Below are 21,193 nucleotides of genomic sequence, written 5' to 3' on the forward strand. Positions count from 1 at the left end.
GTGCCATTTATCCTTCAAAACCAAGGGGTAGGTCGCGGGTATCATTTGGGATATTCAAAATGACCCGCGCCGGCGAAATCGCCACCGTGATAACGAGCGGCAGGCTGATTCATAGCTGGAGCGCTCCTCTTCGAACCAGCCATCTCCATTCGAGTTTGACGATGACATTCACCAGCTCAGCGCCGGATCATCAACGGGCACGAAGCTGCAAAGCGCTGAGAGACTCAAGCGTCTTTACGACCAATTCGACTACACCCACGTCGAAGTCCTCACGGTTGGCTTCCTCGTGAGTCCCCTTGTTCAGATACACCCAAACCAACGACTGCTCTGGTATTCCTAGGATGTGATCGAAAGCTTGGATAATGGGCGCCTTGTCAGCATGCTCGAAATTCGGCGCCCCCCTCAGCTTCGCTCTGATGCCCTCACATAGATGACGGAGCGCTGGTTCAGCTCCAGAGCCTGCGATCTTCAAAGTCAGCAGCCCTTGATCACAACGCCCAAGCCATCCCCAAATTTTTCCGCTCAACATCTCAAGTGCCTGACGTGAGGCACCTAAGGCAGATCTGTCATCCCCCCGCTCAACTGCTGCGCGAGCGTTGAGGAGATAGGATTGAGTCGTCGCATTTCCCAAAACGCGAGGATGGTAGTTTCCACTGTGATGCCGGAATGCATAAGCGGCCCAGTGCTCCGACGCGACGTGGTTCTGGATGTCCTTGATGAATTCGTTGCTGTGGCACGTCACGATGATCTGCGTACCCCCAAAACGGTCGCTTTCAAATATCGCCTCTCGTATGCCTTGCCGGTGTTCATGATCGATAGCGTTAATGGCATCGTCGAAAACGATCACGGGGGCTCTGATACTCAAGCTTTTTGCTAACAGAATAGAAAGCCCTAAGCATCTGACGTGACCCTCACTGAGAATCTGCAGCGCGTCGACGCGGGCAGCAGGTGTGCCACGAAAGCTCAATTCGATACGCCCCTCCCCTGTCACTGGGAGGTACAGGGCTGACAACTTGTCTGCGTCCAAATCTCGAACGTTGAACTCGTTGTAAAGCTCTAGCGTGAGGGCATTTAGGCCGGCCATCAGAGTGCCGGGCAGTTCGGTACGGTAACGACGCAACAGATTCAAAAACTGATCGTAGGCGTTGCGTATGCGTGTATCACGGGCAATTGCTTCCGCCTCCTCGGCAACCTGCTGAATAAGCGGTGCGTTGTCAGCAGCAAACGCCGCGATCCTACCCCTGGCATCAGCGATAGCTTGCAAGGTTTGCTGACGGTTGGAGGCTAGTGTCGTGACACCAATGCGAGCCTGATTAAGCCTGTCGCGTTCGTTGATTAGGCCTTGGCGATCATTAAGGATCACTTGAGATGCGACATCACGCGCCTCGAGTTCAGTTGCCCAATCAACTGCTCTCTGGGCTAACGACTTTCCTGTTTCATCAGGATGAAAACCATCCACCCACCATGCTCGCTGAACATCGACACCAGGATCCGCAAGATAGCGTTGCACAGGTAAAGGGCTTTGAACGGTTGCTCCTACACGTTGTGCGAAGGTAGCCAGAAGCATCCGCAATGCTTCCGACGCAGCGCTCCGCGTAGCAATTGCAGTTCGCTGACGAGCTTGCAGCTCAGCGAGCTCCCTCAAACCTGCTAGGCCGTCGTTGGCCTTTTGATAGGGATTGTGGAGGGCGCGATAGTCGCCGGTAATCGGGGTATCACAGGCAGGACAGTGATCGCCAACGACCTGTTGAAGACCTAGGACAGCTGTATATAGATCCTGAAATGAGATGTCGTTACTGCGCTGTGCCAACTGAACGTCAAGATCATTCAGAGCCCTTTGCGCTGTTTCCGCTGCGCTATAGGCATCAATGAGAGCAGCAGCACTCACTCCGAAAATTGTAGGGGCTGGCTGGTTGATCGCCTGCTCAAGCTCCTGCAACCGTCCTGGAACCTGCGCGCTACCTATAGCAGCCAGAAGCTGAGGGTAACTCATTCCAGGACTATAGGCATTGGCGTAATTTTGCTCTGCCTGAGCATGTCGGATTAACGCAGCGCCCTCGTCCGCAACAGTTGCGCTGTCTTGATTCAACGTAGCTTGCTTGGCCAAAAGCTCTTGGTTTTTGACAGCCACCAACGTTAGTTGGCTCTCCATAGAATCATTGAAGTGCCCAACGAAATCATTGAACTGATCCATACCGAAGAGAGCAGCTATCAGCTCGGTTTTCTGCCCTGCAGGCTTTGCAGCTATGCGAGAGAATGCGTCTATTCGATTCTTCTCGACGAAGCAGAAGCGGTACGCGTCTGCATCCGCCACCACAGGTACCTGCCGGCCATCAAAATCGGTGGCGAGTAATACTGGCCGTGCAAAACGGCCCTCGTGCGAGTTGGAAAGATAACGGTCAGCTGCAATCCGTTTGATGCCTCCCTCATCCACTGCACCGAGCAAGGCAAACTCCAGCGCTTCACACAGGCTGGTTTTCCCACTGCCATTCGGGCCATAAAACATGACAATCCGTTTTTGCAGCTCGAATGGCTCAGGTTGTCTGAACCCTCGAAATGGCCCCACTGTAAGATGATGCAGCTTACGAAAAGCCCATCCTGCTCTGGCCTCGGCGGCCTGGGGCACAGGCTCATCCGGGGACGTTACAGTGAGGGATAAGCGTGCTAATTCGCTCAACACAGAGGATCGTTGGCTGTGCTGCCTAGAGCTAGCTGCGACGACAGGGAAATTCTCGGACACCAAATTGGCGAATCGACGAGCGTCTTCGGAAGCTCCGCTGTCTGGGTGGTGAAGCCAATGAACGAACTGCTGGAAATCCTGCAATGCCGACGTCATCCATTCCTCCCGGCGCTGCACCTGAGCGCGATGGTTCACAGTACATCGAGTCGCGACGGAAACCTATGTTAAGGGAACACATCAGCGTCATATTTTTCAACGACGCATCCAGCAAACTCATCCGCGATCTACAACTGCTGGAATATCGCCGCCCAGTTCGACGGTGATCCAATCATCAATGGGGCTGGCGAGGAAATGTTTGATAGCGTGCTTGGCGACGGAAGCTGCAAAGTCTAAGGTTCGCCTCACCTCATCGATACGCTTTTCCACTAAACGCCCCCTATGAACCGCTTTAGACCCATATTCATAAGCCTTTTTAATCATCCTGTACGTTTCTAACCTACGCTGAATCGACCCTCCCATGATTATAGCGGCGCGAATTGAAAGCCTGTGTGACAACTCCCCACTATCATTATCAAGGAACAAACTTTCCAAGAATGTACGCAGATATACAGCCGAATCTGAAAGATCGCTACAGCTATAATATTCATTCAACTTTTTTATAGGCAAACGAATATGCTCACGGTGTTTTTCACTGAGCCGACCGAGATTCTCCAACTGCTCAAGTAAAACCACAATCGCGGAAGCTGTCAGTTGAATTGACTCCCTGCGAACATGAAAAGAATGATGTATCCATTCAGCTGGCCCAAAGGAAGGAACAGCGTCAGCTGGAATGATCGATGACGCTACTTTCTGCACAGCCAAGAAATTTTCACTGCACAGCATAAGACAGTTTATCACATCATCGAGATCCTTCATGACATCTGAAACAGCTACAGGAAGTTCACCCTGCGAAGGTTGACCAATTAAAACCGGGTGAGACATTGGTATAACTAATGCAGCCGAATACTGTGGAAATAAGGCGTGTTCATCCGTTGAGTCAGTCAATGCCAACTGAAGTTTTTTATTAGGAAGTTGATAGATATTTGTCAGCCGACCGAATCTCCCAAGTTCTATCGGCTCATCCACCTCCAAGCCTGCTAGAAGCACCACCCCGTAGGCTGAAAATCTATCATTTTCGATGTACTCCGCTAGCTCCCGCTCGAAGTCACATCTATCGATACCTTTTTTGTAAATCCATGACGCGAACAGCTCAGGTGTCACCCTGTGACGAGACAGACCGATCACTTGCCATCCCGAGAGAATGGCTGCTAGAGAGGGATCATTTTTGATAAGGGTAATAATCCCTGGCTTTTCTGCACTTTCGCTAAGGGCTGCCCGAGCGAAAAACTCTTCAATATTTGTACCCGTTGTTCTCCAGCCGCTATTCCACTCAATAATATCTACAATTCTCTGATCCACTATAACCTCTACTTGTGCTTGGCGATCAAACTTCAACTCTAGCAATTAGTTCACGGCGGCTCTTACATCGTAAAGATAAGCTTTTTAGCATAGCCAAACCAGAATTTCTGCCTCGCCGCTGCGCAGCCCTTTGCCATATGGGCATTTTTTACTCACCCTACTCGCCTCCCCCAGTGCACTACTATACCTCTTCGGCCATCTCTATCACTATGCAAAGTGAGGACTCGATGGACTCACTGGGAGGGGCCACCATTTTCGTATCCGGCGCTAGGTTTATTCGGAAAAACTAAACGATTTTTTCTTCCCAGTCACAGTATCAACCCAACGCCTAAAATGAGCTACTCTACCCTCACCGGAAGATTCAATAACTCCCCGAAGTCAAGGAGATGTACATGCCACAGGCAGAGCCCTATCTAGATTTCGCTGCATTATCCATCGACAGTAACATTTTTCGTGGCCAGCGCTACAACTTCGACGGAGGCATCCTAAAGCAACTTGAACAATTTCAAGGCAGCCCCGTCCAGATAGTTCAGCCAGATGTTATTCATTCCGAGGGAGTACAACATCTTTCTGCAGAAATTACTGAGGCACTGAAAGCAGCCAGAAGCAATTTGCGGATACTTTCCAAATATAGCGAAGACAGCACGATATCAGAATTCGGGGATTCGCACTTATGTGAAGTAAACCCTAATTTGATGGCAGAAGAAAAGCTAAAGAAATTCTACAAACGGATTAATGGTCGTGTCATTACGAGCTCCCGCGTAAGCATCAGTGACTTAATGCACATGTATTTTTCCACCGAACCCCCATTTGAGACCGCAAATGAAAAGAAGCATGAGTTTCCGGACGCCATCGCCTTGCTCACTATCGAATCCTGGGCAGTAGGAAATGATAAAAGAACGGTATTAGTTAGCAAAGATAAAGGTTGGCACGCGTTTGCGAAAAATTCTTCATACCTACACGTTGTTCAGGATCTGCCGGATGCGCTTGCGTTATTCCAACCTCATACAAAAGTGAAGAGTCTGATTGAAATGCTCCAAGCGGATGGATTACTCGACCGCGATGGCGAGCTATTCCAGGGCATAAGAAATGCAATATCCGAGCGAGTTAGTGAACAAACGCCCGATATCGAAGCGAACTCATTATTCTACTTTGAGAGCGACGACATTCAAATTGAATATCTTGGTCACAAATTCGCACAGGGGGAAGATAACAAGCCGAAAATCAGAATCGTGTTAATTGAGGATAACCTTGTAGTGCTCAGCTTGACAGCGCTAGTTAATACAAAAGTAATGACTACTTTCTCATTTTCCCAGTACGACTCAATTGATAAAGATTATGTACCATTAGGCGGCTCGGTAGAAGAAAGAAACGAAAGCTTCGAGACAGAAGTCCTCATCCACTTCAAGGGTGATTGGAAAGAGCTAGGCAATGCTCTCGTCCCGAATGAGATTGAGGTGGAGGGCGAAATGGATATAGTTCAATTTGGCGATATTGCGCCAGACTATTCTAATGATCGAGATGAGCAACTCCGCTGGGAGTGGGAATGGGAACAAGAGAAAGAAAGGAGGCGTGACGAGGCTTGGGCTTCCAAGCGTTAAACCTTGATGTGAGCTTGATCGGGTGCCGAATGCGGTCATCCATAGTGTCCGCATTTGGCACCTCTCCACCAAGGTTGATCTACCGCTTAGAATAACGCCACACGCTCACTGCAGTACGCGCGGCGACAGATGATGATGACCGCTAGACAACCGCAGAAACTGGCGAAGGCTGGCACGCCCGTTGTCACGCTGAAACGTAGCGAGCACGTACCTAGAATTCTCGGTCGTCATTACCCAGAATCGCCCCTCACGTTCGACCTTCAACACGTCAGAAGTTCTGATCAGGTGGCCGTCGCCAAACCGCCCATACTGGTCTTTTCGCTTGTGGCCAAAAACCACACCGATACCTGCGCGCGCCCTGATGGATACTCCGCAAAGGTACGCAGTGACCGGTATATCGAAGCCCTGCTCCTGAGCTTTTATAATTCGCTTGAGATCAAAATCTGTATGGCGTTTGCCATGAAAATTCACGTCTATCGTGTCCAGCATCGTTGGGCTCCGGTTGCGGTCTGTAGGTAGTTATCAAGAATTGCGCACGTAACCAGGAGCGCTGGTATCGTGGGGGATTACTGATAATTTTCAGGCTGATCGAATCATGCTTGAGAGAAAGACGGGCCTTACGTTCGCAAGCGCTTCGATCTGAAAATCTGGTTGGTGCGAGGTGTGGTAAACCTCGCCCTCACCCACCTCTAGGACGCAAACCTCAGAGCCAACTCTGTCCTCACCTACGCTTAATCTGGTCAACCGCTGCATCTGCCAACTTCCAGTCTTATTCATCCAGGACGGCGTCACAGCCATGATGTCGGCGATACCTAAATCAGAGCCTTGGCTCATCAGAATTTCTTGAAGCTGGCGCGTGTCATCAATCATCACCGCGCACTCGCTGTGCCTTCCATCGTTTTCGACGCTGAGGGTGACGTGATACCACGGCGTCCGGAGCAGCCTTGATACTCCGCGCCAATGGGACACGCCCTCACCGAACAATCCTGGTACGCCTATGAGGTCGCTATTAATGGTTCTGAACATGTGTCGCCTCACCTGCTGGAGCACGTCAATTGGCCAGCAGAACGGTTGGTAATCAGAAAAGGGAAAATATCGCTTCGATGGAGGAAGACTTACGATGGCCCGGCCCGAGCAAGATGTATACCGAGTTACGTGTAGCGAACAGGAACCCCTCCTTGAAGGCGGTACCCATACTGGAGCGCACCCAATGACCAGGCTCGAAACGGCGCTGCTCGTCATGCACAACTTTGTGAGCAAACAGGAACATTGGCTGGCAGCCGGCGGCGATTACTTTGGCGCGCTCGGCGTCGGTGACGATGGCATCAAGGATGATCCACTCCTCCACTACGCAGAGCGGAAGGTACTTGTAGTGCTTCCTGGCTGCGAGGATCACACGCTCAAGGTCTAATTTGGATCCGTCCAGATCAGTCACCTCCCCCAGCAGCCCGCCGTTCAGTGGGCTTCCCATCGCACAACCTCGCATTAATTTCCCATAAATTGCAGGCACAAAGTCCTTACCGCCACATTGAGGAATATATTCGTTTGTTTGGCGATAGGCAAACGCGGCATACATCTTTGTTTTTGGGGACTTGTCATGTCGCTCCGCCAATCCTTTGCGGAAGTGCTCCAAACGCTGCGCCAAAGCAAAGGGAATACGCAGCGTTCCATGGCTTCCAGCCTGGATCAAACGACCATCAGCAAGGTGGAGAGCGGTAAGCACTCGGTGACCTTGGATATGAGCCAAAAATTGGCTTCGGCGCTTGATCTTGAACTGACTGCGCTGATTGCTCTGACCGTTTCTCGCGAGAGCAATCGCACACCTCGAGCAATCCTGCTGGCTGCCCTGGCCGATATCGAAGCCCTCGGCTTGGCTGATATCGATCATCCCTCTGTACCTGAAAACAAGGTTCCGCCCAACGTCACCTCGGCGCGGAGGAAATGGCAGGCCGTACAGGAACTGAAGGGAAAAGGGCTTACGCAAGGTGAAGCTGCCAAACAGCTAAAAATGCCTGAATCTACATTGCGTAGGTTCTGGCATCAGGTGTCGAGAGACTGATCATCAGCGCCGCATCGGACGACACGTTATCGCTGGTATCCAGGACAACATTCAGGTGTGCAGATGCAATTTTTCGAGGAGTTACGAGGAGGCATGAAGGCCATGATTAAAGGCACGTAGGCCTGTCTTGCCTCAATGATTTGCTCAGTCTCCCGGGCTCCAATGGCAGCCATTGCTGAGAGGATGATACGCACCGGACATGCTACGCTTCACCAGCATCGGTGGCTGTCCATTTCCACCTACAAAAATCCAGACAGCTCCATTTTCACCCTAAGTCCGGTTTTACTGGGCTGAATGCTGTCCATATTCCTAAAAGCTCACTATTAATCGGGTTCGACAAGACCATCGTCAGCATCCCCACCTGGCGCCTGATGTCCGAGTCGTTCAAGAACTGGCGCGGCATGCAGCAGTCCGGCGGCCGACGCATCAAGCGCAGCCTCAACATCGACGCCAGCGGCGTGCGTTTCCTCACTGACGCAGAACAGCAGCACCTGGCCCGGGTGCACCTGCTGACCGACTACGTGGGCCGCAAGCAGGCCGAAGTCGCCAGCTGGAACCAGGCCCAGGGCGAAGTCGCCGACCTGCCCGCCAACCGCCGCCGCCTGACCAACCTGGGCACCTTCCGCGCCTTCGCCCTGGCCTACCTGAAAAGCCACCCCGACATCCAGCCGAACATGACCTGCATGGTGCGCCAGATGCAGACCGACGCCCAGGGCGTGCCACTGGAAATCTACTGCTTCACCCGCACCACGGTGTGGGCCGAGTACGAGCGTATCCAGGGGGATGTGTTTGATTATCTGTTGGCGGTGTTGCCGGAGTTTGGCTTGAGCTTGTATCAGCAGCCTAGCGGGGCGGATATGCGGGTGGGCCTGGCGGGCAATGTGAAGTCTTTGGCCAACGGGGCGCTTTAGTAAATTTCACTACGCAAATGTTTTTTTTCAAACTGCCCAGCGCCCGCCTCCACTTATAGCATTCACCTCCCTGTTGCCTGGCAGCGCCGTCCTGCTCCGCAGGCGCTGCCTGCACAGCGCGCCGCCAGCGCGGCCAAGTAGGAGGCCTGCACTCATGAGCCATATCGTCATCGTCGACCCGTTTTCCACCGGTAAGCTTTATGCCCCGCTGTTCAACGCCCTCGGCCTGAGCTGCATCGCCGTCATTTCCCGGCCCGACCTGCCGGCTCACTTCACCCAGGACCTGACGCCCGAGCATTTCACCCACCTGCTGGACTGCAACCCCGACATAGCGGACACCCTCGACACCCTGGGCGTGCTGGCGGTGATCGCGGGCTGCGAGACCGCCATCCACCTCACCGACCGCCTCGCCAAGCACCTGGGCCTGAGGGGCAACAGCCCCGTCACCAGTGGTGCGCGGCGCAACAAATACATCATGCAGCAGGCGCTGGAACAACGCGGCGTGGCCCACATTCCAACCCGCCTGGTAACCCGCCCGCGACAGATCGCGCAGGTGCTTGAAGGCGTGGATGAGGGGCGCCAGTACGTGGTCAAGCCGATCAATTCCGCCGCTGACCAGGAAGTGGTATTTGCCACCGGCCGCCAAGCGGTCGCGCAGGCCTTGAACAGTGCCGGGTGGGCGCAGAAGAACGACCTGGGGGAAACCAACCTTGGTTTCGTGCTGCAGCCCTTCATCAGTGGCCCGGAGTACGCGGTCGACCTGGTGGCATTCGACGGCCACTACCACATTGCCTCGGTGTGCAGGTACACCAAGATCCAGCGTAATGGCAGCCCCTTCGTCTATGACCGCCTCGACACCCTGAACCCGGCGGACGAGGCGCTGGCGCCGCTACTCGCCTACGCGCGCAGGGCCGCCGCCGCACTGCACGTGAAGGTTGGTCCGCTGCACATGGAAATCATCTGGTCAACCACGGGGCCGGTGATGATCGAGGCCGGCGCGCGCCTGCCCGGCGGCATCACGCCACTGCTGTTCCAGCAGGTTTACCAGCCCGACCTGTTGTCGCTGGCCGTCGACAGCTACCTGGGCCGCCCTGCGCCCGCTGGGCCCGGCTGCTCGCGGCAGGCCCGGCATGGCCGCATCGGCTTCTTCTGGACCGACCAGCCGGGCACCTTCCAAGGCCCCGGCAACGAACGCGCGGCGGCCGCGCTGCCCGGCTACGGCGGCCACCGCTACTTCGTCAGCCCAGGCAGCGCGCTGCCCGCCACCCTCGACTTCGCCACCTGCCCGGGGCTGTTCTGGCTGAGCCACGACGACCCGGACCAACTGGACCGCAGCGCCGAACAGCTGCGCGCCTTGCTATGGGGCCACTGAGGCCTCAGCGCCAGGCGGTGAGTACCGGGTTGATGACCACTTCCCGCACCTGCTCCAGGGCCAGGATCTGGTTCTTCAACACCATCAGTTCTTCGAAGGTGTGGTAGCTCACCTGCAGCAGCATATCGGTGTCACCGAACAGCGAGTAGGCATGGATGATCTGCGCGTGCGCCTGGAGCTGCGGGTACACCAGGTGGCAGGTATTGCCCTCCAGTTGCAGCATCAGGAAGGCGGCCTGATCACCCTTGTCGTCTTCGGCGACGTTGATGGTGAAGCCGAGGATGACGCCGCTGTCGACCAGCTTCTGTACCCTTGCCTCAACCGCCGTGCGCGACTTGTGCACCTGCCGCGCCAGCTGCGCCAGGCTGACCCTGGCGTCTTCCTTCAACGCAGCGATGATCTGCTTGTCGACCTTGTCCATTGTCACGTTCCTGCAGGCTCACCCGCGCCGCGCCGGCTGATCCACAGCGACGCCAGTATCACCACTCCGCCCAGCGCCAGGCGCCCCAACGGCTCGTTCTGGTTCCAGATCAGCAGGTTCATCAGCAGCCCCGTGGGAATGTGCAGGTTGTTCATCACCGCCAGGGTGCCGGCGCTGACCTGGCTGGCGCCCTTGTTCCAGGCGTACATGCCCAGCGCCGTGGCCACCAGCCCGAGGAATACCAGCACGCCCCATTGAACGGGCGTTTCAGGCAGGTGCTGGGGATTGCCGAACGCCAGGAACGCCGGCAAGGCCACCAGCAACGCACCGACGAAGAAGTAGCCGAAGCGGCGGTACTGCGGCTCGTCGCTGTGGTAGCGCGCCACCAGGCGCTTGTACAGCACCTGGCCGGCGGCGTAGGTGAAGTTGGCCAGTTGCAGCAGCAGGAAGCCGATGAAGAAGTCCGGGGCGATGCTGTCGAAGCGAATGATCGCCGCGCCAGCCACTGCCACCAGTGCCGCCAGCAGCGCCCAGGCGTTGAAACGGCGGTTGAGCGCATCTTCGATCAGCGTCACGTGCAGCGGCGTCAGAATGGTGAACAGCAGCACTTCAGGCACCGTCAGCACACGGAAGCTCAGGTACAGGCACACGTAGGTGACGCCGAATTGCAATGCGCCAATCAGCAGCATCGAGCGCACGAACCCCGGCGCCATGCCGCGCCAGCGGCTCAACGGGATGAACACCAGGCCGGCGATGATGACGCGAGCCAGCACGGCGAAATAACTGTCGACGTGGCCGGCCAGGTAAACGCCGATGAGGTTGAAGGAAAATGCCTGAATCAGTGTGACGAGAAGTAGATAGCCCATGGGTGCCCCTTGCGTGAGGCGGCGACCTTAGCCAATTGGCCGGGTGCGGGCAATAAAAAAACCCGGCACGCGTGGGGGACGCGGCCGGGTTGAAGCACCAAGGAGCGGGAAGTGCAGAAAAAGGAGCGTTGATGCGATGAATCAAGCCACCTGGGCCACCAGCGCCTTGGCCTGGTTCAGGCCCTTCTCGCTGAAGTCGCCACCCAGGTTCATGCCCTCGGCATGAATGAATTGCACGTCGTGGATGCCGATGAAGGCCAGCACCTGGCGCAGGTACGGTTCCTGATGGTCGGCGCTGCTGCCGGCGTAGATGCCGCCGCGGGCCGTCAGCACAATGGCGCGCTTGCCGGTGAGCAGGCCCTGGGGGCCGGTCTCGGTGTACTTGAACGTGACGCCGGCGCGCAGCACATGGTCAAGCCAGGCCTTCAGCGTGCTGGGAATGGCAAAGTTGTACATGGGCGCGGCCAGTACCAGCACGTCGGCGGCCAGCACTTCCTCGGTCAGTTCGTTGGAACGGGCCAGGGCCTGCAGTTCAGCCGCGCTGCGCTGGGCTTCGGGTTTCATCCAGCCGCCCAGCAGGTCGGCGTCCAGGTGCGGCACCGGGTTCACGGCCAGGTCGCGGACGCTGATGAGGTCAGCTGGGTGGGCTGCCCGCCACTGATCAATGAACTGCGCAGTGAGCTGGCGCGAGATTGAACCTTCTGTGCGGGCGCTGCTTTCGATGATCTGTACGCGGGACATGGCCATGGCCTCCATCAGTGTGTTGAGTTGATGGAGGCCATGGTAGAGAGTGAATAGTTGATAAAAAAGCGCAAAAAACCGCTACAACCTATCAATTAAGTTGATTTACCAAGCCGTTCCTCTACTCTATTTCCAAAGCGCTCAAGCTGGCTTGCAAGTGACCGTCAGGCGCAATTTGAGAATATCGCGGTTGAAGCGCTGCAAGGCGCTCGCGGTCTGCCCCGGCTCCACCCGCACCTTGCGCGTGCGCGGGGCTTCGGGGCCGTTGCGAAACACCACGGTGCACTCTGCCGCCTCCGACCCATCGTTGCGCAGGTCGATCGAACCCATGTCGCCAGCGGTGTCATAAGTGGTGTAGGAGATTTCGGTACCGGCCAGATGCTTTTCCACCTCGATGGGATAGGCAAAGGCAGTCAATGGCAACAGCGTCAGCACGAGCGCACAGCAACTTTTCATTCGGCAGTCTCCAGAAGGGTATTGCCAGCTTAGGACATCAGGAGCCGTTGATGAAAGCGCCCCGCGTTACCCTGGATCAGTGGCGAACCCTGCAGGCGGTGGTCGACCATGGCGGTTTCGCCCAGGCCGCCGAAGCCCTGCACCGTTCCCAGTCGTCGGTCAGCTACACCGTGGCGCGCATGCAGGACCAACTGGGCGTGCCGCTGCTGCGCATCGATGGCCGCAAGGCGGTGCTCACCGAGGCCGGCGGCGTGCTGCTGCGGCGCTCGCGCCAGCTGGTGAAGAACGCCAGCCAACTGGAAGACCTGGCCCACCACATGGAACAGGGCTGGGAAGCCGAGGTGCGCCTGGTAGTGGACGCCGCCTACCCCAGCGCCCGCCTGGTGCGCGCACTCACCGCCTTCATGCCGCAGAGCCGCGGCTGCCGGGTACGCCTGCGCGAAGAGGTGCTGTCGGGCGTGGACGAGGTGCTGACCGAAGGCGTGGCCGACCTGGCCATCAGCAGCTATAGCATCCCCGGTTACCTGGGCACGGAACTGAGCGCCGTGGAATTCGTCGCCGTCGCCCACCCCGACCACGCGTTGCACCGGCTGAACCGCGAACTCAGCTTCCAGGACCTGGAAAGCCAGCTGCAAGTGGTGATTCGCGACAGCGGCCGGCACCAACCGCGCGATGTCGGCTGGCTGGGCGCCGAGCAGCGCTGGACCGTGGGCAGCCTGGGCACCGCCGCCACCTTCGTCGGCAGTGGCCTGGGCTTTGCCTGGCTACCGCGCCACCTGATCGAGCGCGAGCTGCGCGAAGGCCTGCTCAAGCCGCTGAAAATGGAACAGGGCGGTAGCCGCCACCCCACTTTCTATCTTTACTCCAACAAGGACAAACCCCTGGGCCCGGCCACGCAGATCCTGGTGGAGCTGTTGCGCCAGTTCGACACCGCGCCCCTGGATGCGCCTTTCGCCGCCCCCCAACAAGCCTGACAGGAGTCGCCCATGGCCTTTTTCGAACACGACGGTTGCGCACTGCACTACGAAGAATACGGCCAGGGCGACCCCCTGCTGCTGGTCCATGGCCTGGGCTCCAGCGCCCCGGACTGGGAATACCAGGTACCGGACCTGGCCCCTCACTACCGCGTCATCGTCGTGGACCTGCGCGGCCACGGCCGCTCCGACAAGCCCCGCGAGCGCTACAGCATCGAAGGCTTTGCCGCCGACCTGGCGGCGCTGCTGGAGCGCCTGGGCACAGGCCCCGTGCATTACGTGGGCCTGTCCATGGGCGGCATGACCGGCTTCCAGATGGCCGTCGACTACCCCGGCCTGCTCAAGAGCCTGACCATCGTCAACGCCGCACCCGAGGTCAAGCTGCGCAAACCCGATGACTACTGGCAATGGTTCAAGCGCTGGGGGCTGATGCACCTGGTCAGCATGGGCGCCATCGGCAAGGGCTTGGGTGGAAAACTGTTTCCGCTCCCCGAACAGGCCGAGCTGCGGCGCAAAATCAGCGAACGCTGGGCACGCAATGACAAGCACGCCTACATCGCCAGCTTCAACGCCATCGTCGGCTGGGGCGTGCAGGAACGCATCGGGCAGATCCGCTGTCCCACCTTGATCATCAGCGCCGACCGCGACTACACCCCGGTGGCCCTCAAGGAGCAGTACATCAAGCTGATGCCCAACGCAAAACTGGCAGTCATCGCCAATTCGCGGCACGCTACGCCCCTGGACCAACCCGAACTCTTCAACCGGACACTCAAGGACTTCCTCGCCACAGTGTCCTCCACCCCCAAGGATCAACGAGTCCCATGCTGAAAAAAATCGCCCTCGCCGCCTGCTCCCTGATGTTCGCCAGCCAGCTGATGGCCGCCGACGCCCAGCACCCCCATGTGCTGATGGACACCAGCTTCGGCAAGGTGGAAATCGAACTGGACATGGTCAAGGCCCCCATCAGCAGCAAGAACTTCCTGGCCTACGTGGACAGCGGCTTCTACAACAACACCATCTTCCACCGCGTGATCCCCGGCTTCATGGTCCAGGGCGGCGGCTTTACCGCACAGATGAACGAGAAAGAAACCCGTGACCCGATCAAGAACGAAGCGGACAACGGCCTGAAGAACGTGCGCGGCACCCTGTCGATGGCACGTACCAGCAACGTCAACTCGGCCACCAGCCAGTTCTTCATCAACGTCAACGACAACGAGATTCTCGACCACGGCAACCGCGACTTCGGCTACGCCGTGTTCGGCAAGGTCGTCAGCGGCATGGACGTGGTCGACCAGATCGTCCACTCCCCTACCACCACCAAGGGCGGCATGCAGGACGTGCCTTCCGACCCGGTCTTCATCAAGTCGGCCAAGCGCGTCGACTGACGGCCTGAAGGCCAGGCCCAACACAGGAGTTTTCGCCCCCATGCTTTACCGCCGTTTTGAAAAGTGGATCGATATCTTCCGTGAGGCGCCCACCGAGTCGCCGCCCACCCGGGTGCTGGCCTTCTATGTGTACTACCTGCGCCAGGTCTGGCCCAGCTTCGCCACCCTGTTGGTGGTGGGGCTGGTAGGCGCGCTAATCGAGGTGGCGCTGTTCAGCTACCTCAGCCGCATCATCGACCTGGCCCAGGGCACGCCCAACGTGCATTTCTTCAGCGAACACGCCTGGGAGCTGGCCTGGATGGCAGTGGTGGCGCTGGTGCTGCGGCCGATCTTCGTGGGCCTGCACGACCTGCTGGTGCACCAGACCATCAGCCCCGGCATGACCAGCATGATCCGCTGGCAGAACCACAACTACGTACTCAAGCAGAGCCTGAATTTTTTCCAGAACGATTTCGCCGGGCGCATCGCCCAGCGCATCATGCAGACCGGCAACGCCCTGCGTGACTCGGCCGTGCAGGCGGTGGACGCGCTCTGGCACGTGCTGATCTACGCGATCAGCTCGCTGATCCTGTTCGCCGAGGCAGACTGGCGGCTGATGATTCCGCTGATCAGCTGGATCTTCGCCTACATCATCGCCCTGTACTACTTCGTGCCCCGGGTGAAGGAACGCTCGGTGATTTCCTCCGACGCCGGCTCCAAGCTGATGGGCCGCATCGTCGACGGCTACACCAACATCGCCACCCTGAAGCTGTTCGCCCACACCAACATGGAACAGCGCTACGCCCGCGAGGCCATCAGCGAGCAGACAGAGAAGTCGCAGCTGGCCAGCCGCGTCATCACCAGCATGGACATCGCCATCACCACCCTCAATGGCCTGCTGATCGTAGGCACCACGGGCCTGGCCCTGTGGCTGTGGACCCAGTCACTGATTTCGGTCGGCGCCATCGCCCTGGCCACGGGCCTGGTGATTCGCATCGTCAACATGTCCGGCTGGATCATGTGGGTAGTCAACGGCATCTTCGAGAACATCGGCATGGTCCAGGATGGCCTGCAGACCATCGCCCAGCCGGTCAGCGTCACCGACGCCAAGAACGCTCCCAAACTGAAGGTGGACCGCGGCGCGGTGCGCTTCGACAACGTCGACTTCCACTACGGCAAGGGCAGCAAGATCATCGAAAGCCTGACCCTGGACATCCGTCCCGGCGAGAAGATCGGCTTGATCGGCCCCTCCGGCGCCGGTAAGTCGACCCTGGTCAACCTGCTGCTGCGCCTCTACGACCTGCCCGGCGGGCGCATCCTCATCGACGGTCAGGACATCGCCCACGTCAGCCAGGAAAGCCTGCGCGCACAGATCGGCATGATCACCCAGGACACCTCGTTGCTGCACCGCTCCATTCGCGACAACCTGCTGTACGGTCGCCCCGGCGCCAGCGAGGCGCAACTGTGGGATGCCGTGGTCAAGGCGCGCGCCGACGAGTTTATCCCGCACCTGTCCGACGCCCAGGGCCGCACTGGCCTGGACGCCCACGTGGGCGAGCGCGGCGTGAAACTGTCCGGCGGCCAGCGCCAGCGCATCGCCATTGCCCGCGTGCTACTGAAGAACGCACCGATTCTGATCATGGACGAAGCCACCTCGGCGCTGGACTCGGAGGTTGAAGCGGCGATCCAGGAAAGCCTGGAAACCCTGATGCAGGGCAAGACCGTGATCGCCATCGCCCACCGCCTGTCCACGATCGCCAAGATGGACCGGCTGGTGGTGCTGGAAAAAGGCCGTATTGTCGAGCTGGGCAGCCACAAGGAACTGCTGGCGCACCAGGGGTTGTATGCGCGCTTGTGGCACCACCAGACGGGTGGGTTCGTGGGGATTGATTGAGGCGGGACGCCGCCTCCGGCAGCTGCTACGGGGTGTCTGCCTGGCGATAAGGCAGCGCCGCCCTCGCCTCCTCGGCATAGGCCCGCACCCCCGCACGCTCCTCGTGCAGGAATTCGGCCACCGCGTTCTTCAAGCCAGGGTGACTGAGGTAATGCCACGACCGGGTGATCACCGGCTCGAACCCGCGAATCAATTTGTGTTCCCCCTGCGCCCCGGCATCAAAACGCTGGAAACCCTGGGCGATGGCGTAGTCCATGCCTTGGTAGAAGCAGGTCTCGAAGTGCAGGCGGTCGAACTCTGCCAGGCAGCCCCAGTAGCGGCCGTAAAGGGTGTCGCCGCCCACCAGACTGAAGGCCATGGCCACCGCCCGGCCGCCCTGCCTGGCGAAGACCACGCGTATGGCCTCGGGCATGCGTTCGGCCAGCAGGCTGAAGAAGTTGCGGGTCAGGTAGGGTGCCTGACGGCGCACCGCGTAGGTGTTGGCGTAGCAGGCGTAGACGAAGTCCCACTCGGCTTCGCTCAAACTGTGGCCCTCGCGCCAGTCGAACTCGAAGCCCTGCCCCACCACCTGCTCACGCTCCTTGCGCATTTGTTTGCGCTTGCGCGAGGCCAGGCCGTCGAGGAAATCCTGGAAGTCGCGGTAACCGCGGTTGTGCCAGTGGTACTGGCAGCCCAGGCGCTCCAGCCAGCCGGGCTGTTCGGCGATCAGCGCATCCAGCGCCGGGTCGGTGAAGTTGATGTGCGCCCCAGACAGTTCCTCGACTTCCACGTAGCCCGGCAGCGCCTGCAGCAACGCCTGGCCGCTGCCCAGCAGCCGTGGCCCGGCCACCGGGCTGAAGGGCACGGCGCACAGCAGCTTGGGGTAGTAGTCGATACCGGCGCGGCGGCAAGCGTCGGCCCAGCCGTGGTCAAACACGTATTCACCGTAGGAGTGCCACTTGCGGTAAGCGGGCATGGCCGCGATCAGCGTGCCGTCCTCGATGTGCAGCAGGTGCTCGGGACGCCAGCCGGACTGCTTGCCCAGGCTGCCGCTGTCCTCCAGGGCGCTGAGGAAGGCGTGGCGCAGGAATGGCTGGTCGATGGGCAGCAGGGCGTCCCAGTCGCTGGCGGCGACTTCGCCCAGGCTGTGCGCGACGTGCAATGGCATGGCAATCCCCTCATTGGAAGGACCAAGGATGCCATATCCGCCATCTAACCTGTAGCAGCGGCCGCAGGCCGCGTCGATGACCGCGGTGCCTGGGCGTGGGCAAAAAAAAAGCCCCGCACGAGGCGGGGCAAGAGAGAGCTTTAACGGATGAGGAAAAAGCGGTTTACAGCAGTGGCAGCGTGTAGCTGACGATTACACGGTTTTCGTCCTGGTCGCGCTGGCCTGGAATGTCGTTGCGCCACATGGCGTTTTTCCAGGTGAAGCCCAGGCCCTTGAGCTTGCCGTCCGGCACCACGTAGGCCAGGGTCAGGTCGCGTTCCCATTCCGAGCGGCCGGAACCGGCAACGCTGCCGTTGGTGGCCACGGTGTCGATGTTGTCGCCACGCAGGTAGACCAGGCCAACGGTTGCGCCTGGCAGGCCCAGTGCGGCGAAGTCATACGAGTAGCGTGCTTGCCAGGTGCGCTCGCCGGCACGGCCGAACTTCTGGATCTGCATGTCGGTGATGGTGTAGTTCGACGAACCGTCGCCCTGGTTCAGCCACGGGAAGTCCGAGCTGCCGTTGCTGACCTGGTAGCCGCCGCCGAAGGTGTGGCCAGCCACGGTGTACAGGAACAGGCCGCTGTAAAGGTTGTTGTCGACCGGGCCCTTGCCGCTGGCAACACCGCTGTAGTTGCCGGTGGTGTAGTAGGCCGCGTCGTTGCCGTTGGCGCCGTCGTCGGTGCTGTGGAACGCACGCAGGTCAGACTTCAACACGCCCGGGCCGATAGCCCAGTTGTGTACCAGGCCCAGGAAGTGCTGCTTGTAGAACTCGTTCAGCTCACCGTAGTAGTACTGGACCAGCAGGTCCTTGGTGATCTTGTAGTCCACGCCGCCGTAGTAGAACTTGTTGCTGCGCTCGCCGATGTTGCTGTTGCCGCTGCCGTTGGCGCCGCTGATCGACAGGTTTTCGTAGTTGCTGGAGTTACGGCCTTTGGCCTGGTCGATCTGACCGGCGATCAGGGTCACGTCCTTGATGTCGTTCGAGGTGATCTGGCCACCTTCAAAGGTCTGCGGCAGCAGGCGACCGTCGTTGTACTGGATGACCGGCAGCTTGGGCATCAGGGTGCCCAGCTTCAATTCGGTCTTGGAGATCTTGGCCTTGGCGGTCAGGCCCAGGCTGCTCATGGAGTCGGCGGCCTCATTGCCATCGCTCGGGAACACGGTACCGCCGTCCAGGGTACCGGTAGGGTTGCCGTGCTTGCCCTGGCTGGAATCGAGCTTCACGCCCAGCAGGCCGATGGCATCCAGGCCGAAGCCAACGGTGCCGGCGGTGTAGCCCGACTGGAATTCCAGCTGGAAGCCTTGGCCCCACTCAGCGGTGTAGTTGGCGTTCTTGGCGGTGCCAGAGTCGCGGTTGTCGGTGTTGATGTAGTAGTTGCGCAGCTTCAGGGTCGCCTTGCTGTCTTCAAGAAAGCCTTCGGCCATAGCCTGCTGCGCCATGATACCCAGAGCCATGGTCAGGGCCACGGTGGACTTGTTCATTGATTTACTCCTTTGAGTACTGCTTTTTTAAGTTTTTCAGCGACGCTGCCTGGTATGCGAACGCAAGTCCGGCAAGCTTTATGGGAGGGCATCTTGACCAGCGGATATTTCAGCGAGGTGGCTCGAATATTAAGATTTGATGACAGCGGAACTTTTTGAAATGAAGATTAGTTAATGTTGAGACGTAAACCCGGGGCTTCCACGCGACGCATGTGTCTCTAAATATGAAAACCCTTTCATGATCTGTGGGAGCGGGCTTGCCAGCGAGAATATGAAAACCCTTTCATGATCTGTGGGAGCTGGCTTGCCAGCGAGTTTTTGATTTGCCCAAAAAACTCGCTGGCAAGCCAGCTCCCACAGAAATGAAAACGCCACCGTTGCGGTGGCGTTTGGGGCAACTGGCAGGGCTTACAGCTTGCGCAGGATCACGCTGCCAATGGAATAGCCGGCGCCGAACGAGCTGAGTACCGCCAGCGCGCCCTTGCCCAGGTCGTCCTGGTACGTGTGGAAGGCGATCACCGAGCCCGCCGAGCTGGTGTTGGCGTAGGTGTCCAGAATCACCGGCGCCTCTTCCACCGCAGCCTCGCGGCCCAGCAGTTTCTTGACGATCAGGTGGTTCATGCTCAGGTTGGCCTGGTGCAGCCAGAAACGCTTCACGTCGTTGACGTCGATGCGGTTCTCGCCCAAGTGCTGGCCGATCAGCTCGGCCACCATCGGGCACACCTCGCGGAACACCTTGCGGCCTTCCTGCACGAACAGCTTGTCCGGGGCACCGATGCCCTCTTCCGCCGCGCGGTTGAGGAAGCCGAAGTTGTTGCGGATGTTGTTGGAGAACTGAGTCAGCAGCTTGGTGCTGACCACCTCGAACTGGTGCGGCGAGGTTGCCAGGTCTGCACGCTCGACCACCACTGCGGTGGCGGCGTCACCAAAGATGAAGTGGCTGTCGCGGTCACGGAAGTTCAGGTGCCCGGTGCAGATCTCGGGGCTGACCACCAGCACCGCGCGGGCCTGGCCCAGGGCGACGCTGTTGTAGGCGGCCTGAATGCCGAACGTGGCCGACGAGCAGGCCACATTCATGTCGAAGCCGAAGCCCTGTACACCCAGCGCCTGCTGCACTTCGATGGCCACGGCCGGGTAGGCGCGCTGCAGGTTGGAGCAGGCGACGATCACCGCATCGATGTCGGCGGCCGTCTTGCCGGCCCGTTGCAACGCCTGTTCGGCGGCGGCAACGCCCATCTGGCAGAGAATCGACTGTTCCTCGTTGGAGCGCTCCGGCAGGCGCGGCTTCATGCGCTGCGGGTCGAGGATGCCGGCCTTGTCCATGACGAAGCGGCTCTTGATGCCCGAGGCTTTCTCGATGAAGGCAGCGCTGGATTCGGTCTGCGCGGCCAACTCGCCACGCTCGATGGCAGCGGCGTTGTCGGCGTTGAACTGGTGCGCCCAGGCGTTGAAGGACTGCACCAGTTCTTCGTTGGAGATGCTCTCGGCCGGGGTGTACAGGCCGGTGCCGCTGATGACGACGTTATGCACGCTCGTTCCTCTATTATTGGTGGCCGGTGCGGGGCAGCGGCAGAGTGAGTCGCAGCAAAATGGCACTAACGTACCATTTTGCGAAAAGCACTGTCACGGGCGCGATGCGGGCCCAGGCAACCCCGGCGTCGCGGTGAATCGGTGGCCAATTGTGCCAGATTTGCCGAAAAAGTGCCCTTTTCACGATAAAGGGCACA

General features: G+C 58.7%; 19 protein-coding genes and 1 pseudogene. 8 read left to right on the plus strand and 12 right to left on the minus strand.

All coding sequences use genetic code 11. The features are described 5' to 3' along the window. Positions 1-190 precede the first annotated feature (190 nt). Positions 191-2,836, minus strand: coding sequence for an AAA family ATPase (locus AC0SZ7_RS08010; protein ID WP_475503889.1), 2,646 nt, complete (start codon positions 2,834-2,836; stop codon positions 191-193). A gap of 117 nt (positions 2,837-2,953) precedes the next feature. Beyond that, a complete protein-coding gene (locus tag AC0SZ7_RS08015) occupies positions 2,954-4,138 on the minus strand; it encodes a hypothetical protein (protein WP_475503890.1) in 1,185 nt (394 codons plus the stop codon). A gap of 392 nt (positions 4,139-4,530) precedes the next feature. Between AC0SZ7_RS08015 and AC0SZ7_RS08020 the strand changes: the two genes are divergently transcribed. After that, positions 4,531-5,739: a PIN domain-containing protein gene (locus tag AC0SZ7_RS08020; RefSeq protein WP_475503891.1), complete on the plus strand. Its 1,209-nt coding sequence runs from the start codon at positions 4,531-4,533 to the stop codon at positions 5,737-5,739. Positions 5,740-5,844: 105 nt separating this feature from the next. Here AC0SZ7_RS08020 and AC0SZ7_RS08025 read toward each other — a convergent pair whose 3' ends face one another. From AC0SZ7_RS08025 to AC0SZ7_RS08035, 3 genes are all read right to left on the minus strand, one after another. Beyond that, positions 5,845-6,228 carry a hypothetical protein gene (locus AC0SZ7_RS08025; RefSeq protein ID WP_475503892.1) on the minus strand — a complete coding sequence of 128 codons (384 nt, stop codon included), beginning with the start codon at positions 6,226-6,228 and terminating at the stop codon, positions 5,845-5,847. Between the two features lie 90 nt (positions 6,229-6,318). Beyond that, entirely contained in the window at positions 6,319-6,765 is a 447-nt protein-coding gene (locus tag AC0SZ7_RS08030) for a hypothetical protein (RefSeq protein ID WP_475503893.1), read from the minus strand. Between the two features lie 52 nt (positions 6,766-6,817). Then, a complete protein-coding gene (locus AC0SZ7_RS08035) occupies positions 6,818-7,429 on the minus strand; it encodes a DUF6957 family protein (protein WP_475503894.1) in 612 nt (203 codons plus the stop codon). Here AC0SZ7_RS08035 and AC0SZ7_RS08040 point away from each other — a divergent pair. From AC0SZ7_RS08040 to AC0SZ7_RS08050, 3 genes and pseudogenes are all read left to right on the plus strand, one after another. Further along, the gene (locus AC0SZ7_RS08040; protein WP_475503895.1) at positions 7,409-7,798 is read left to right on the plus strand and encodes a helix-turn-helix domain-containing protein; all 390 of its coding nucleotides are present in this window, start codon (positions 7,409-7,411) and stop codon (positions 7,796-7,798) included. The genes AC0SZ7_RS08035 and AC0SZ7_RS08040 overlap by 21 nt on opposite strands. 332 nt (positions 7,799-8,130) lie before the next feature. After that, a pseudogene (locus tag AC0SZ7_RS08045) lies at positions 8,131-8,709 on the plus strand (mechanosensitive ion channel family protein); the annotation flags it as partial. A 154-nt stretch (positions 8,710-8,863) separates the two neighbouring features. Continuing rightward, positions 8,864-10,081 carry an ATP-grasp domain-containing protein gene (locus AC0SZ7_RS08050; RefSeq protein ID WP_475503896.1) on the plus strand — a complete coding sequence of 406 codons (1,218 nt, stop codon included), beginning with the start codon at positions 8,864-8,866 and terminating at the stop codon, positions 10,079-10,081. Between the two features lie 4 nt (positions 10,082-10,085). Here the strand turns inward: AC0SZ7_RS08050 and AC0SZ7_RS08055 are convergent, their stop codons facing one another. The 4 genes from AC0SZ7_RS08055 to AC0SZ7_RS08070 form a co-directional block, all read right to left on the minus strand. Then, complete coding sequence (locus tag AC0SZ7_RS08055; protein ID WP_475503897.1) at positions 10,086-10,502, minus strand: Lrp/AsnC family transcriptional regulator; 417 nt, start codon at positions 10,500-10,502, stop codon at positions 10,086-10,088. 2 nt (positions 10,503-10,504) lie between these two features. After that, on the minus strand, positions 10,505-11,368 hold the full coding sequence (locus AC0SZ7_RS08060) for a carboxylate/amino acid/amine transporter (protein ID WP_475503898.1): 864 nt from the start codon (positions 11,366-11,368) through the stop codon (positions 10,505-10,507). Between the two features lie 141 nt (positions 11,369-11,509). Next, complete coding sequence (locus tag AC0SZ7_RS08065) at positions 11,510-12,109, minus strand: FMN-dependent NADH-azoreductase (protein ID WP_475503899.1); 600 nt, start codon at positions 12,107-12,109, stop codon at positions 11,510-11,512. A gap of 141 nt (positions 12,110-12,250) precedes the next feature. Then, positions 12,251-12,565 carry a 3-phosphoglycerate kinase gene (locus AC0SZ7_RS08070; protein WP_475503900.1) on the minus strand — a complete coding sequence of 105 codons (315 nt, stop codon included), beginning with the start codon at positions 12,563-12,565 and terminating at the stop codon, positions 12,251-12,253. A gap of 50 nt (positions 12,566-12,615) precedes the next feature. Here AC0SZ7_RS08070 and AC0SZ7_RS08075 point away from each other — a divergent pair, with 50 nt between their 5' ends. From AC0SZ7_RS08075 to AC0SZ7_RS08090, 4 genes are read left to right on the plus strand one after another with little or no spacing between them, the layout of a single operon-like run. Further along, positions 12,616-13,539 carry a PA3225 family LysR-type transcriptional regulator gene (locus AC0SZ7_RS08075; RefSeq protein WP_475503901.1) on the plus strand — a complete coding sequence of 308 codons (924 nt, stop codon included), beginning with the start codon at positions 12,616-12,618 and terminating at the stop codon, positions 13,537-13,539. A gap of 12 nt (positions 13,540-13,551) precedes the next feature. Continuing rightward, positions 13,552-14,367 (plus strand): alpha/beta fold hydrolase, encoded by an 816-nt coding sequence (locus AC0SZ7_RS08080; protein ID WP_475503902.1) that lies wholly within the window; start codon positions 13,552-13,554, stop codon positions 14,365-14,367. Then, the gene (locus tag AC0SZ7_RS08085) at positions 14,361-14,924 is read left to right on the plus strand and encodes a peptidylprolyl isomerase (RefSeq protein WP_455921363.1); all 564 of its coding nucleotides are present in this window, start codon (positions 14,361-14,363) and stop codon (positions 14,922-14,924) included. Before AC0SZ7_RS08080 ends, AC0SZ7_RS08085 begins: the two co-directional genes overlap by 7 nt. Before the next feature lie 40 nt (positions 14,925-14,964). Beyond that, complete coding sequence (locus AC0SZ7_RS08090; RefSeq protein WP_475503903.1) at positions 14,965-16,797, plus strand: ABC transporter ATP-binding protein; 1,833 nt, start codon at positions 14,965-14,967, stop codon at positions 16,795-16,797. 25 nt (positions 16,798-16,822) lie between these two features. On the opposite strand, the gene AC0SZ7_RS08095 is transcribed toward AC0SZ7_RS08090, so the two are convergent. From AC0SZ7_RS08095 to AC0SZ7_RS08105, 3 genes are all read right to left on the minus strand, one after another. Beyond that, on the minus strand, positions 16,823-17,944 hold the full coding sequence (locus AC0SZ7_RS08095) for a GNAT family N-acetyltransferase (RefSeq protein ID WP_475503904.1): 1,122 nt from the start codon (positions 17,942-17,944) through the stop codon (positions 16,823-16,825). 163 nt (positions 17,945-18,107) lie between these two features. After that, entirely contained in the window at positions 18,108-19,466 is a 1,359-nt protein-coding gene (locus AC0SZ7_RS08100; RefSeq protein WP_475503905.1) for an OprD family porin, read from the minus strand. Between the two features lie 408 nt (positions 19,467-19,874). Then, a complete protein-coding gene (locus AC0SZ7_RS08105; protein WP_475503906.1) occupies positions 19,875-20,996 on the minus strand; it encodes a beta-ketoacyl-ACP synthase III in 1,122 nt (373 codons plus the stop codon). Between the last annotated feature and the right edge of the window lie 197 nt (positions 20,997-21,193).

It is taken from the genome of Pseudomonas sp. JC1203 (genome assembly GCF_056175065.1).